The following is a 13520-nucleotide window of genomic DNA, read 5'->3' on the forward strand; positions in this document are numbered from 1 at the left end:
ATCGCATTGTCGATCGAGGCCACGTTGCCGACGCCTTCGTAAAGCGTGTAGCAGGCCTCGTTGATCATCGGGATCAGGATCCGGTTGACGATGAAGGCCGGGAAATCCTCGGCCGAGGCCGCGGTCTTGTCGAGCCGCTCGACGATGCCGAGGCAGGTCTGGTAGGTCTCTTCGTCGGTGGCGATGCCGCGGATCAGCTCGACCAGCTTCATCAGCGGCACCGGGTTCATGAAATGGAACCCCATGAACTTCTCCGGCCGGTCGGTGCGGCTGGCCAGCCGGGTGATCGAGATCGACGAGGTGTTCGAGGTCAAGATCGTATGCGGCGCCAGATGCGGCACCAGCGTATCGAAGATCTTGTGCTTGATGTCCTCGCGTTCGGCGGCGGCCTCGATCACCAGGTCGGTGGCGGCGATCTCGGGCAGGTCGAGAACGCATTTGATACGCTCCATCGCCTCCTGCTGCGCGTCGGCGGTGATCAGGTTGCGCCCGACCTGGCGCTCCATGTTCTTGGCGATTTTCGCCACCGCCGCGTCCAGCGCCTCCTGGCTGATGTCGTTGAGCAGCACCTCGTAACCGGCCAATGCCATCACGTGAGCGATCCCGTTGCCCATCTGCCCTGCGCCCACGATCCCGATTGATTTGATTTCCATGATGATCCGGCCCTTTTTTGTTGTCCGACCATAAGCCCGCCCGTCGGGTCGCTGCAAGGGGCGAAAGCGCTGTAGCGACGCCTTGACCGCCGGCCGGGCCTGCGGCGGCGCGCGCGGCCGCTTCTGCGGGCGGATTTCGTCGAAAACTTGAGACAATCCCGAAGCTTGACGGTTTGGAAAGGGGAATCGGGCAGCCTCGGTCGCGGGTGAACGAAAGGGGGGCCGGATGTCCTTTGAGAAACTTGGGCGCGGCAGGCTGGACTACCAGCCCTGCCGATACGGAGATGCGCGGCTGATGTTCCGCGGGCCAAGGCGCGACCTGTCGGGGCGCTACACGCTGTTCATCGGCGGTACCGAGACCTATGGCAAGTTTCTCGCCCGCCCCTTTCCGGCCCTGGTCGAAGAGGCCACCGGCCGCACCTGCGTCAATTTCGGCTGTGTCAACGCCGGGGTCGATGCCTTTCTCGGCGACCCCCATGTGCTCGAGGTGGCGCAGCGGGCCGAGGTGGTGGTGGTGCAGATCCTCGGCGCCCACAACATGTCGAACCGTTTCTACCGGGTGCATCCGCGCCGCAACGACCGCTTTCTCGATGCCAGCCCGGTGATGAAATCGGTGTTTCCCGAGATCGACTTCACCGAGTTCCATTTCACCCGCCACATGCTGGGCACGCTCAGCGCCCGGGCGCCCGAGCGTTACCTGTTGCTGCGCGACGAGCTGCGCCAGGCCTGGGTGGCGCGGATGCGGCTGCTGCTGAACAGCATCCCCGGGCGCAAGCACCTGCTCTGGTTCACCGCCCAGGCGCCGGAAAACCTGCCGCCGAACAGCGGGCTGGGCGGTGATCCGCTGTTCATTGACCGGGCCATGGTCGACACGCTGCGGCCCCAGATCAGCGGGCTTGTCGAGGTGGTGGCCAGCGCCGAGGCCCTGCAACAGGGCAGCAGGGGCATGGTCTATGACGAGATGGAAAAGATGTCGGCGCGGCGGATGCTGGGGCCATTGGCCCATGCCGAGGCGGCGGCGGCGCTGGTCGCGGCGCTGGCATGAAAAGACCCGCCCCAAGGCGGGGCGGGTCCGGTCGTGTCACGTGGGCCGGGCGGCGCCCGGCGTCGGATCAGCCGAGTTTCTCGGTCAGTTCCGGAACCGCGTCGAAGAGGTCGGCGCCGAGGCCGAAGTCGGCGACCTGGAAGATCGGGGCTTCTTCGTCCTTGTTGATGGCGACGATGATCTTCGAGTCCTTCATGCCCGCAAGGTGCTGGATGGCGCCCGAGATGCCGACCGCGATGTAAAGGTCGGGGGCCACGACCTTGCCGGTCTGGCCGACCTGCCAGTCGTTCGGGGCATAGCCCGAGTCGACGGCGGCACGCGAGGCACCGACGGCGGCGCCGAGTTTGTCGGCGAGACCTTCGATCAGGGCAAAGTCCTCTTCCGAGCCGACGCCACGGCCGCCCGAGACGACGACGCCGGCCGAGGTCAGCTCGGGGCGGTCGCTTGCGGCAACCTTGTCTTCGACCCAGGACGACAGGCCGGGGTTCTCGGCCGCGCCCACGGTGTCAACCGAGGCCGAACCGCCGGTTCCGGCGGCGTCGAAGGTCGAGGTGCGGAAGGTGATGACCTTCTTGGCGTCGTTCGACTTCACGGTCTGCATGGCGTTGCCGGCATAGATCGGGCGCACGAAGGTCGAAGCGTCGACCACTTCGGTGGCTTCCGAGATCACCATCACGTCCAAGAGTGCCGCGACGCGGGGCATCACGTTCTTGGCGTCGGTGGTGGCGGGGGCAACGATGTGCTCGTAATCGCCGGCCAGCGACACGATCAGCGCCGCGGTCGATTCCGCCAGACGGTGGCCGAGGCTTTCGTCTTCGGCGACAAGAACCTTGGCCACGCCGTCGATCTTGGCGGCGGCCTCGCCGGCTGCGGCGGCCGAACCACCCGCGGCCAGAACGGTCACGTCACCCAGCGCCTTGGCGGCGGTCACGGCCTTGGCGGTGGCGTCCAGCGCCAGTTCGCCGTTGTTGACTTCTGCGAGAAGAAGAACAGCCATTACACAGCCCCCGCTTCTTTGAGTTTCTCTACCAGCTCGTCGACCGAGCCCACGGTGATCCCGGCCGCGCGGGCTTCGGGTTCGGTGGTCGAAACGATTTCAAGGCGCGGCGTGACGTCGACGCCGTAATCGGCGGCGGTCTTCTCATCCAGCGGCTTTTTCTTGGCCTTCATGATGTTCGGCAGCGAGGCATAGCGCGGCTCGTTCAGGCGCAGGTCGACGGTGACGATGGTCGGCATCGCGACCTTGATGGTCTGCAGACCGCCGTCGACTTCGCGGGTCACCACGGCGCTGTCGCCGTCGATGTCGAGTTCCGAGGCAAAGGTGCCCTGCGACCAGCCCAAGAGCGCCGACAGCATCTGGCCGGTGGCGTTCATGTCATTGTCGATCGCCTGCTTGCCGCAGAGCACGAGGCCCGGGGCTTCTTCGGCAACGATCTTGGCCAGGATCTTGGCCACGGCCAGCGGTTCGATATCCTGGTGCACGTCTTCGGAGGCCACCACCAGAATGGCGCGGTCGGCGCCCATCGCCAGCGCGGTGCGCAGCGTTTCCTGGGCCTGTTTGACACCGATCGAGACGGCGACGATTTCGTCGGCCTTGCCGGCTTCCTTGAGGCGGATGGCCTCTTCGACGGCGATCTCGTCGAACGGGTTCATCGACATTTTGACATTGGCGAGATCGACACCGCTCCCGTCCGCTTTCACGCGGACTTTCACGTTGTAGTCAATCACGCGCTTCACAGGTACGAGTACCTTCATGGGCGTAAGACTCCTTCAAATGGTGAGCCGCGAAACGACTCGGCGATTTGCTCTCCCGGACGTGATATAATCTTGCGCCTGTCATAAACAGCGCAAAATCGTCATGTCTCCGCACGACGACGTCGCGTTCCACGATTTGGCAGGTGAATTTTGCAGGAATGTTGCGGCGGCGAACTCTGGCTGACGTCGGGGCAGGGCGAAATGCCCCAACGTCGCCGTCGCCCGGCCCTAGGCGCGCGCCGGCGTTTCGGGTTTTGATGGCACGAACCGCAAAAACAGGAGATCCGAAATGGGTGATGCCCCGCTGGTGACTTACGGTGTCGACGGCCATGTCGCGACGATCCAACTGAACCGCGCCAAGGCGATGAACGCGATGAACCATGACCTGAGGCTGGCGCTGCGCGCGGCACAGGCCGAGGCCGAGGCCGACGCGGCGGTGCGGGTGGTGGTGCTGACCGGATCGGGCAATTCCTTCACCTCGGGCACCGATCTCAAGGAGCTGGGAGATTTCGCCACCCGCAAGGGCATGTTCGACATTTCGGTGCGCGACTACAAGCCGATCCTTGATGCCATCGCCGGCAGCAGCAAGCTTTATATCGCCGCGATCAACGGCGTTGCTGGCGGCGTCGGCCTGTCGGTGGCGCTGACCTGCGATCTGGCGATCATGGCCCGCAGCGCCACCTGTTTCGCGCCCTTCAGCAATATCGGCCTGGTGCCGGATGGCGGGCTGAGCTGGCTGTTGTTGCAGCACATGGGATCGAAACGGGCGCTGGAGATGATCGTCGAGGCGCAGCATCTGGGGGCCGAGGCCTGTCTCGAGATGGGGCTGGTGAACCGGCTTGCCGAGGATGCGGTGCTGCTGGACGAGGCCCGGGCCTGGGCCGCAACTCTGGCCGAGCGGGCGCCGCTCAGCCTGTCATATGCCAAGGAAATCATGCGCGCCGCCCATACCCAGAGCCACGCGCAGATCGCGCTGATGGAAAGCGAATACCAGATGAAATGCGCCAATTCCGAGGATTCGGCCAATGCCATCGCCGCCTTCCTGACCAAGCAGAAGCCGGTGTTCAAGGGCCGCTGAGGGGGCGCCCGCGGCGACGGGGCAGCCCGAGATCACCCAGCGCGGCGCGATCGCGGACATGTGTGGTTGCCCGGCTCAGTGCCCCGCGCAGCGGCGAAAAAGGCGGCCGGTTCAAGCGGCCGGTTCAAGATGGCGCGTAACGACGCGGTGTCCTACCGGTTGGCGCCGGGCACCCACAGCACGTCGCCGGCGCCATTGTCGTTGGCGACGCGCGCGGCGACGAAGAACCAATCCGAGAGCCGGTTGAGATAGGTCACCACATGCGGGTTGACCTCTTCGACGGTGGCCAGTTCGGTGGCCAGCCGCTCGGCGCGGCGGGCGACGGTGCGGCAGAGGTGCAGATGCGCCGACAGGGCCGAGCCGCCGGGCAGGATGAAGCTGCGCAGCGCGCTCAGCCCCTTGTTCATGGCGTCGATCTCGGTCTCGAGGCGGGTCACCTGGGCGGCGACCATGCGCAGCGGCGGGTAGTCGGCCTCGGCATCGCCCGAGAGGTCGGGGCGGCAGAGATCGGCGCCGAGGTCGAAGAGGTCGTTCTGGATGGCCGCGAGGCGCGCGTCCATCTCGCCCCCGGCATGGAGCCGGGCCAGCCCGAGCGTGGCGTTCAGCTCGTCCGAGGTGCCATAGGCATTGACCCGCGCGTCATGCTTGGCGACGCGGTCGCCATTGCCGAGCGCGGTGGTGCCCTTGTCTCCGGTGCGGGTATAGATCTTGTTGAGGACCACCATGGTTCTATCCTTTGCTGCGCAGCCAGACGAAGGCCAGGATCAGCACCACCGCCACCAGCTGCGCGCCGATGCGCCAGCGCATGAGCTTGTTGGCGTGCTTGCGGTTGAAATCGCCCCCCTTGGCAAAGCCGCCGATGCCGATCACGAGGATCGCCAGCACCGCCAGGGATGCGGCGGCGACGACCCAGAACAGGGGATCACTGGCAAGGCCGTTTGGGTTCATGATTCGTCTCCTGTTGGCTTTGTCACCATGTTCTAGGACGCCGGCGGGCGATTGAACAGGGCGTCAGCCCCGGGCGATGATCCAGTCCAGCACGCGGGTCGGCAAGAGGCGGCGGCCGATATTGGACAGGTGGGTCGGGGTCGTCACCCGGTAGCGGGGCCGCGGACGGTCGGCGCCAAGGGCATGGGCCAGCTTGGCGGTCACCGCCCCGGGCGGCAGTTCGAAGGGGTCGGGGCCGAGGTCGCCGGCATAGAGCCGCTTCAGCAGGCTGTCGCGATACTGGGCCGCGCGGGCCGAGGCCTTCCAGTCGATCCAGCGTTCGAAATGCGGCACCGCGTTCTGGCGGATGTTGCTGGTGATCGGCCCCGGCTGGATCAGGATCACCTTGATCGGCGTATCGCGCATTTCGATGCGCAGCGTGTCGGTCAGCCCCTCGAGGGCGTATTTCGTGGTCACATAGGCGCCGCGCCATGGGTAGCTGACAAAGCCCAGCACCGAGGAATTCTGCACGATGCGCCCGTGCCCCTGGGCCCGCATCACCGGGATCACCGCCCGGGTCAGCTCGTGCCAGCCGAAGACATTGGTCTCGAAGATCTCGCGCAGCCCGTCGGTCGGCAGGTCCTCGACCGCGCCGGGCAGGGCGAAGGCGCCGTTGTTGAACAGCGCATCCAGCGTGCCGCCGGTGGCGGCGAGCACCTCGGCCAGCCCGGCATGGATCGAGGCCGTGTCGGTCAGGTCGATGCGCGGGCTGTCGAAGCCTTCGTCGCGCAGGCGGCGGCAGTCGGCCTCTTGCCGGCAGGAGGCGAAGACCCGCCAGCCCCGCGCCCGCATCCCCTGCGCCGCGTCATAGCCGATCCCCGAGGAACAGCCGGTGATCAATAAGGATTTGCCCGTCATCCGCCGGCCCCATTCGCTGATGGGGACTGGCTATCCTGCCAGCCCCGGCATGGCAACGGGTCACTCCTGCTTTTGCAGCAGCCGCGCCGACATCCAGCCGATGCGACCGCTGTCGATCACCTTCAGCTTGACCCAGCCCGAGCCGGGATCCTGTAGCACCTCGACCCTGTCGCCGCGCCCGAGCGTGGCCAGCACACTGTAGCCGACCCCCGGCCCACCGCGCATGTTGACCCGCGAGCCGCGCACGCTGCGGACGTCCTTGGCCAGTTCGGCCAGCGCCGCGGCCTCGACCTCGGCGGCGCGCAGCGCCTCGGGGCTGGGGGTCAGGTCGGCGCGCTGGTCTTCGGGGGTGGCGACGGGCTGCGAGACCAGCGTGTGCCGCCGCGTCAGGGGCGGCATCGCGGTGGGGGAGGTGGCGGCGCCGTTGCCGCCAAGGTCGAGCGAGGCCATCCGCATGGCGGCGCGTTCGGCCTCGGCAAGGCGGGCCTTTTCGGCGATGGCGGCGCGGCGGGCCTGCTCGGCCTTGCGTGCGGCTTGGGCGCGCTCGGCCTCGAGCGCCTCGAAGCGGGCGATGCGTTCGGGGGGTTCGGGCGCGAAATCGCCGCCGCCGCTGACCTCGAAGAAGGCCCAGCCCAGAAAGGCGAAACTCAGCAAGACAAAACGGATCATTGGGACTGCTCCCGCTGCGCAAAGGTCTCAGGTCTAATCAAAACAGGTCAATAGGCTACAACTTTACCATAAATCGGGGGCGGTTTTGAAATGGAAAAAATCCGCGGCTTTTCCCCGTCGCTCGCTTTACCGCCCCCGGACTTGAAGCTACATCATGTCCATGACTGACCTGATCGACGACGACCTCCCTACGGGTGAAGTGACGGAACCGCTGCGCCGCGCAATTGGCGAGCGCTACCTGACCTATGCGCTGTCCACCATCATGCACCGGGCGCTGCCCGATGCTCGCGACGGGTTGAAGCCGGTGCATCGGCGCATTCTCTATGCCATGCGCGAGCTGAAGCTGGCCTCGAATGGCGGTTTCCGAAAATCCGCCAAGATCTCGGGCGACGTGATGGGCAACTACCACCCGCATGGCGATGCCGCGATCTATGACGCCATGGCGCGGCTGGCGCAGGATTTCAACGTCCGCTATCCGCTGGTCGACGGTCAGGGCAACTTCGGCAATATCGACGGCGACAACCCGGCGGCCTCGCGCTATACCGAGGCGCGGATGACCTCGGTGGCCGAGGCGCTGCTCGAGGGGCTGAACGAAAACGCCGTCGATTTCCGCGAGAACTATGATGGCACGCTGACCGAGCCGGTGGTGCTGCCGGCGACCTTCCCCAATCTTCTGGCCAATGGCGCCAGCGGCATTGCGGTGGGCATGGCGACCAATATCCCGCCGCATAACATCGCCGAGCTGTGCGATGCCTGCCTGCACATGATCAAGACCCCGGACGTGCGCGACGACACGCTGCTGAACTATGTGCCCGGCCCCGATTTTCCCACCGGCGGGGTCATCGTCGAACCCAGGGAAAGCATCGCCCAGGCCTATCGCACCGGGCGCGGATCGTTCCGGCTGCGCTGCAAATACGAGGTCGAGGATCTGGGTCGGGGCCAGTGGCAGATCGTGGTCACCGAAATCCCCTATCAGGTGCAGAAATCGAAGCTGATCGAAAAGATCGCCGAGCTGATCCAGACCAAGAAAGTGCCGATCCTCGCCGATGTCCGCGATGAAAGCGCCGACGACATCCGTCTGATTCTCGAGCCGCGCTCGAAGAACGTCGACCCCGAGGTGCTGATGGGGCTGATGTATCGCAACAGCGATCTCGAGGTGCGGTTCAGCCTCAACATGAACGTGCTGATCGACGGGGTCACGCCCAAGGTCTGCTCGATGAAGGAGGTGCTGCGCGCCTTTCTCGATTTCCGCCGCGAGGTGCTGATCCGCCGGTCGAAACACCGGATGGACAAGATCGACCACCGGCTCGAGGTGCTCGAGGGCTTTATCATCGCCTTCCTCAACCTCGACCGGGTGATCGACATCATCCGCTACGACGACGCCCCCAAACCGGCGCTGATGGCCGAGGATTGGGGCATCGACCATGTGCGCGCCACGTCGGAACACGACTATGCGTCGCCGCTGCCGGCGCCCGAGGGCGCGGGGGAACTGAGCGAGGTTCAGGCCGAAGCGATTCTCAACATGCGGCTGCGGTCGCTGCGTCGGCTCGAGGAACTGGAACTGATCCGCGAACGCGATGCGCTGATGCAAGAGCGCGCCGGGCTCGAAGACCTGCTGGAAAGCGAAGACCTGCAATGGGGCCGCATTTGCGAACAGCTGAAAGAGGCCAAGCGGGTGTTCGGCAAGGATTATGACGGCGGCGCGCGGCGCACGGCCTTTGCCGAGGCCGGCGAGATGGAAGAGGTGCCTCTCGAGGCGATGATCGACCGCGAGCCGATCACCGTGGTCTGCTCGCAGATGGGCTGGATCCGCGCCATGGCCGGCCATATCGACCTTGGCCGCGAGCTGAAGTTCAAGGATGGCGACGGGCCGCGGTTCATCTTTCATGCCGAGACCACCGACCGGCTGCTGGTCTTTGCCACCAACGGCCGTTTCTACACGGTGAGCGCCGCCAACCTGCCCGGCGGGCGCGGCATGGGCGAGCCGCTGCGGCTGATGGTCGACCTGCCCAACGAGGCCGAGATCATCGACATCCTGATTCACGACCCCGAGCGCAGGCTCTTGGTGGCCTCCTCGGCCGGCGACGGTTTCGTGGTCGCCGAAAAGGATGTCATCGCCCAGACCCGCAACGGCAAACAGGTGCTGAACGTCAAGGACGACGCCCGGGCCAAGATCTGCATCCCGGTCGCCGGCGATCATGTTGCCGTGGTCTCGGAGAACGGCAAGTTCCTGGTCTTCCCGGTCGAGGAACTGCCCGAGATGGGGCGCGGCAAGGGGGTGCGGATCCAGAAGTACAACATGGCGCGCGGGCGGCAGGGCACGCTGGAACTGGATGGCGGCCTGTCGGACATGACCACCTTCGACCTTGCCGAGGGGCTGAAATGGGAGATGGGCGGCGGCAAGACCCGCCACGAGCCCGACATGCGCGAATGGCTGGGCAAGCGCGCCGGGGTGGGCAAGAAGCCCCCCTATGGTTTCCCGCGCAATCACAAGTTCACCTGAACCCGAAAACAATGCTAGGCTGAAGGCCATCCCTGCGGGGGTGGCCTTTTTCTGGTGATCGGACGGAACGACTTGCACGGCGCGGAACGCACAGGCCCTGACCCCGAAACCGCCGGCGGTGCGCCCCCCGAGGCGGCCGCCCTGCCGGGCGATTTCGTCGGCCGCCGCCGCACCCTCCTGTGGCTGGCGCTGCGCACCGGCGCGCTGACCGTTCTGACACTGGGGCTCTACCGGTTCTGGATGAAGACCCGGCTCAGGCGCTGGTACTGGTCCTCGGTGCGTATCGGCCGCATCCCGGCGGAATATGTCGGCGACCCTTTCGAAAAACTGCTCGGCTTTCTGATCGCGGTGGTCTTCCTCGCCTTCTACATCGGAATCGTGAACCTGGTGCTGATGTTTCTCAGCTTCTCGCTGTTCAAGGGCAATGCGGCGGCCTATCTGCTCAGCCTGATCGGCATCGTTCCGCTGTGGTTCTATGCCAGCTATCGCGCCCGCCGCTACGTGCTGGCGCGCACCCGCTGGCGCGGCATCCGCTTCGGGCTCGAGCCCGGGGCCTGGGGCTATGCCTGGCGCGCGGTCCTGCACTGGGCGCTGACCCTGCTGACGCTGGGCCTCCTGTGGCCACGGATGCGGTTCTGGCTCGAGAAATACCACACCGACCGCACCTGGTATGGCGATCTGAGGCTCGAGCAGGGCGGCTCGTGGACGATGCTGCTGCGGCCGCTGCTGCAGGTGCTGGCGCCGCTTCTGCTGCTGGCGGCGGGCGGGGTGGCGATGGCGGCCGGCCTCGCGCCGCCGCCGCTGCTGGCACTGCCGCTGCTGCTCTGGGCCGGTTACGGGCTCGCCGCCTGCAAGACCCTCGCCTTTGCCCGTCTCACTGAGGCCAAACGCGCCGGCGGCATCGGCTTTGAACCGCGGCCACGGGTCTGGCGGGTGTTCTGGATCTACGTGCTGGGCTACGGGCTGGCGGGGCTGGTGGCCTCGGTCTTCCTGATCCCGGTCAGCATCGTGCTGGTGGTCGCCTTCGGCATGGCCGGCGAGCTGGGGCTCGATCTCGCGGCGCTCGAACAGCTGCCGCGCGGGCTGCTGGTCCTGGTCGGATCGCTGGCCTATTTCTCGCTGTTCCTGGTCTGGTCGGCACTGCGCCATGCCTTTGTCACCATGCCGCTGTGGCGCCATTTCGCCGAGACCCTGACCCTGCGCGATCCGGGCCGGCTGTGCCTTGTGGCGCAGCGCCCGCGCGATGCCTTCGCCGAGGCCGAGGGCTTTGCCGAGGCGCTGGACGTGGGGGCCGCGATATGAGCCCCGAACCGACCATCATCCCGGTGGTGCCGCGCCGCGACTGGCCGGCCGCCGACGGGCTTTTCTTCGACGGCGAGACCGCCTGCGCCCAGGACGTGCGCCTGACGGTCGACGAAGCCGGCGGCTGCCTGCGCATTCGCGGCCGGGCGATCGCCGTCGACTGGCCGCTCGAGCAGGTGCGGCTGGTGCCCGACCAGGCGCGGCGGGCGGGGCTGGTGCTGCGCCGCGCCGATGCGCCGCTGGCGCGGCTCTTCACCGAGGACCGTCTGCTGGCGAAACGGTTTCCGGCCCTGACCCGGCGGGTGGTCGATGTCTCGCGCCCGCGGCTGCTGGCCTGGGCGCTCGGCGCCCTGGCCTCGGTGGCGCTGATCATCCTGGTGCTGGTGCCGCTGATGGCCGACCAGCTGGCCCGCTACATCCCCGCCGAAGGCGCCCATGCGCTTGGCGACAGCACCCTGGGCCAGATCCGCGGGGCCCTGTCCGAAAGCGGTCTCGACCCGGTGCCCTTCTGCGATGCGCCCAAGGGCCGGGCGGCGCTGGAAAACCTCCGGGTCCGGCTGCAGGAGGGCGCCGGCAGCGAAAGGCCGCTCACCGTCCATGTGCTGGACCATCCGATGGTCAATGCCTTCGCCCTGCCGGGCGGCCATGTGATCTTCATGCGCGGGCTGATCGACACCGCCGCAAGCGCCGAGGAACTGGCCGCCGTCTTCGCCCATGAAATCGGCCACGCGGTGTCGCGCGACCCGACCCGCCACGCGCTGCGCTCGGCCGGTTCGATCGGGGTCCTGGGGCTGCTGTTCGGCGATTTCGCCGGCGGCGCGCTGGTGCTGTTCCTGGCCGAACAGCTGATCGAGGCGCAATACAGCCAGCAGGCCGAAAGCGCCGCCGACCGCTTTGCCCATGAGGCGCTGAAACACAGCGGCATCGCCCCTTCGGCGCTTGCCGACATCTTCGAGCGCATGGCGGCGGGGCAGGGCGACGCAGAGGGGATCGCGGCGCATTTCCTCAGCCACCCGAGCCTGCGTGCGCGCATCATCGCCGCCCGCGCCGCCACCCCCCAAGGCTTCCGCGCCCGCCCGGCGCTGGCGGCCGCCGAATGGCAGGCCCTGCGCGCCATCTGCGACGGCTGAGACGCGCCGCCTTTTTCTCTTGCCCGAAATATCCCGGGGAACGCTGGCGTTTCGCAGGAAACGCCAGCGTGGGGCAGCGCCCCGGCTACAGCGCCGCCGCGCGCAGCCACATGCCGGTATCGGGCCGCAGGGTCAGGATCATCACCGGCTCGGGCGGCCGCCCGGGCACCAGATCGAAACGGAACCGCGCCATGAGCGTGGCGAGGATCAGCAGCGCCTCCTGGATGGCGAAACTGGCGCCGATGCAGATCCGCGGCCCGTCGCCGAAGGGCAGGTAGGCATAGCGGTCGATGGCGTCGCGATCGGCGAAACGCTCGGGGCGGAAGGCGTCGGGGGCCTGCCACAGCTGGCGATGCCGGTGCAGGGCATAGATCGGGATCATCACCGTGTCGCCGGGGCGCACCTCGCGGCCGCACAGCTGGTCCGCGGCCCGCGCGCTGCGCGACAGGATGCCGGCCGGCGGGTAGAGCCGCAGCGCCTCGTCGACGATCTGGCGCAGGAACACCAGCCGCCCGAGGTCCGCCGCCGTCGCCGGCCTGCCGCCCAGGACGCTGTCAAGCTCGGCCCGTGCCCGCGCCTGCACGGCGGGATCGAAGGCGCAGAGATACAGCGACCAGGCCAGGGTCAGCGCCGTGGTCTCGTGGCCGGCGACGATGAAGGTCAGAAGGTTGTCGCGCAGCTCCGAGGTGGTCATCCGCCGCCCGCTCTCGGGGTCGCGCCCGGCCATCAGCAGGTCGAGCAGGTCGGGCACATCCGCCGCCCCGCGCAGGCGCCGCGCTTCGATCGCCTGATCGGCGATCCGCCGCATCTGTCCCACCACCTTGCCCGACCGCAGCCGTCCGGGGCGGGGCATCCAGTCGGGCATGCCCAGCATGTCGAGCAGCGAGATCCGCCCGGCCTCGGCGATATAGGCATCGATAGCGCGGTGCACCGCGGCGCTGTCGAAGGCGCCCTCGCCGGAAAAGGTCACCTCGGCGATGACGTCGAAAGTGGTGCGCACCATCTCGTCGAGGAAATCCACCGCCCTCTCGCCGGCCCCGGCGATGCGCGCGGCGCTGCGGTCGGCGGCGGCCGACATCACCGGCGCCAGCGCCGCCATGTTGCGATGCGAAAAGACCGGCGCCACCGCCCGGCGCTGCCAGCGCCAATGGGCGCCCTCGGCGATGAACAGGCTTTCGCCGATCGCCGGGCGCAGGATGTTCTTGGTGGCCCGCGACTTGGGGTAGTTGTCGACGTTTTCCAGCAGCACGCGCCGGATCGCCCCGGGCTCCATCACCATGTGCCAGCGCAGCCCGGTGCGCCCCGAGACCATCGGCTGGCGCACCGCCAGTTCGGGCAGGATCTCGAGAAGGTTGCGCCGCGCCGCCCTCAGCGAGCCCCAGAGCCCGAGCGGCTCGGTGGTGAAGGGCACATGGGCGGGCAGCGATGTATCGGCCATAGCGGTTCCCCTTTCGCCTTCAACATAGGGTGCCCCGCGCCCGCCGCCAAACCCCAAGTCGATTGCGAAACCGCCCGGCTTGGGCTATCCCCCGAAGATCAG

Annotated in this window: 13 protein-coding genes; 5 read left to right on the forward strand and 8 right to left on the reverse strand. The window is 67.3% G+C overall.

Annotated elements, in window-relative coordinates; all coding sequences use genetic code 11:
- Positions 1-653: 3-hydroxyacyl-CoA dehydrogenase NAD-binding domain-containing protein (locus ABZD10_RS02125; RefSeq protein ID WP_372884452.1), on the reverse strand; the 653-nt coding region annotated here is incomplete at its 3' end.
- 226 nt (positions 654-879) lie between these two features.
- Between ABZD10_RS02125 and ABZD10_RS02130 the strand changes: the two genes are divergently transcribed.
- Positions 880-1698 (forward strand): DUF6473 family protein, encoded by an 819-nt coding sequence (locus ABZD10_RS02130; RefSeq protein WP_372884453.1) that lies wholly within the window; start codon positions 880-882, stop codon positions 1696-1698.
- Positions 1699-1765: 67 nt separating this feature from the next.
- Here the strand turns inward: ABZD10_RS02130 and ABZD10_RS02135 are convergent, their stop codons facing one another.
- Together ABZD10_RS02135 and ABZD10_RS02140 are read right to left on the reverse strand one after the other, a co-directional pair.
- Complete coding sequence (locus ABZD10_RS02135) at positions 1766-2695, reverse strand: electron transfer flavoprotein subunit alpha/FixB family protein (protein ID WP_372884454.1); 930 nt, start codon at positions 2693-2695, stop codon at positions 1766-1768.
- Positions 2695-3453, reverse strand: coding sequence for an electron transfer flavoprotein subunit beta/FixA family protein (locus tag ABZD10_RS02140; protein ID WP_372884455.1), 759 nt, complete (start codon positions 3451-3453; stop codon positions 2695-2697). Before ABZD10_RS02140 ends, ABZD10_RS02135 begins: the two co-directional genes overlap by 1 nt.
- 289 nt (positions 3454-3742) lie before the next feature.
- Between ABZD10_RS02140 and ABZD10_RS02145 the strand changes: the two genes are divergently transcribed.
- Complete coding sequence (locus ABZD10_RS02145) at positions 3743-4531, forward strand: enoyl-CoA hydratase/isomerase family protein (RefSeq protein ID WP_372884456.1); 789 nt, start codon at positions 3743-3745, stop codon at positions 4529-4531.
- A 152-nt stretch (positions 4532-4683) separates the two neighbouring features.
- Here the strand turns inward: ABZD10_RS02145 and ABZD10_RS02150 are convergent, their stop codons facing one another.
- The 4 genes from ABZD10_RS02150 to ABZD10_RS02165 form a co-directional block, all read right to left on the reverse strand.
- On the reverse strand, positions 4684-5256 hold the full coding sequence (locus ABZD10_RS02150; protein WP_372884457.1) for a cob(I)yrinic acid a,c-diamide adenosyltransferase: 573 nt from the start codon (positions 5254-5256) through the stop codon (positions 4684-4686).
- A gap of 4 nt (positions 5257-5260) precedes the next feature.
- Entirely contained in the window at positions 5261-5479 is a 219-nt protein-coding gene (locus ABZD10_RS02155; RefSeq protein ID WP_372884458.1) for a twin transmembrane helix small protein, read from the reverse strand.
- Positions 5480-5542: 63 nt separating this feature from the next.
- Positions 5543-6376 (reverse strand): SDR family NAD(P)-dependent oxidoreductase, encoded by an 834-nt coding sequence (locus ABZD10_RS02160; RefSeq protein WP_372884459.1) that lies wholly within the window; start codon positions 6374-6376, stop codon positions 5543-5545.
- 60 nt (positions 6377-6436) lie between these two features.
- On the reverse strand, positions 6437-7045 hold the full coding sequence (locus tag ABZD10_RS02165) for an SH3 domain-containing protein (RefSeq protein WP_372884460.1): 609 nt from the start codon (positions 7043-7045) through the stop codon (positions 6437-6439).
- A 160-nt stretch (positions 7046-7205) separates the two neighbouring features.
- Between ABZD10_RS02165 and ABZD10_RS02170 the strand changes: the two genes are divergently transcribed.
- From ABZD10_RS02170 to ABZD10_RS02180, 3 genes are read left to right on the forward strand one after another with little or no spacing between them, the layout of a single operon-like run.
- Positions 7206-9548, forward strand: coding sequence for a DNA topoisomerase IV subunit A (locus ABZD10_RS02170; RefSeq protein WP_372884476.1), 2343 nt, complete (start codon positions 7206-7208; stop codon positions 9546-9548).
- A 54-nt stretch (positions 9549-9602) separates the two neighbouring features.
- Entirely contained in the window at positions 9603-10850 is a 1248-nt protein-coding gene (locus tag ABZD10_RS02175; RefSeq protein WP_372884461.1) for a DUF898 family protein, read from the forward strand.
- Positions 10847-11980 carry a M48 family metallopeptidase gene (locus tag ABZD10_RS02180; protein WP_372884462.1) on the forward strand — a complete coding sequence of 378 codons (1134 nt, stop codon included), beginning with the start codon at positions 10847-10849 and terminating at the stop codon, positions 11978-11980. The genes ABZD10_RS02175 and ABZD10_RS02180 overlap by 4 nt, the downstream gene beginning before the upstream one ends.
- An 85-nt stretch (positions 11981-12065) precedes the next feature.
- On the opposite strand, the gene ABZD10_RS02185 is transcribed toward ABZD10_RS02180, so the two are convergent.
- Positions 12066-13418: a cytochrome P450 gene (locus ABZD10_RS02185; protein ID WP_372884463.1), complete on the reverse strand. Its 1353-nt coding sequence runs from the start codon at positions 13416-13418 to the stop codon at positions 12066-12068.
- Between the last annotated feature and the right edge of the window lie 102 nt (positions 13419-13520).

Source organism: Shimia sp., assembly GCF_041624275.1.
GTDB lineage: Bacteria > Pseudomonadota > Alphaproteobacteria > Rhodobacterales > Rhodobacteraceae > Shimia.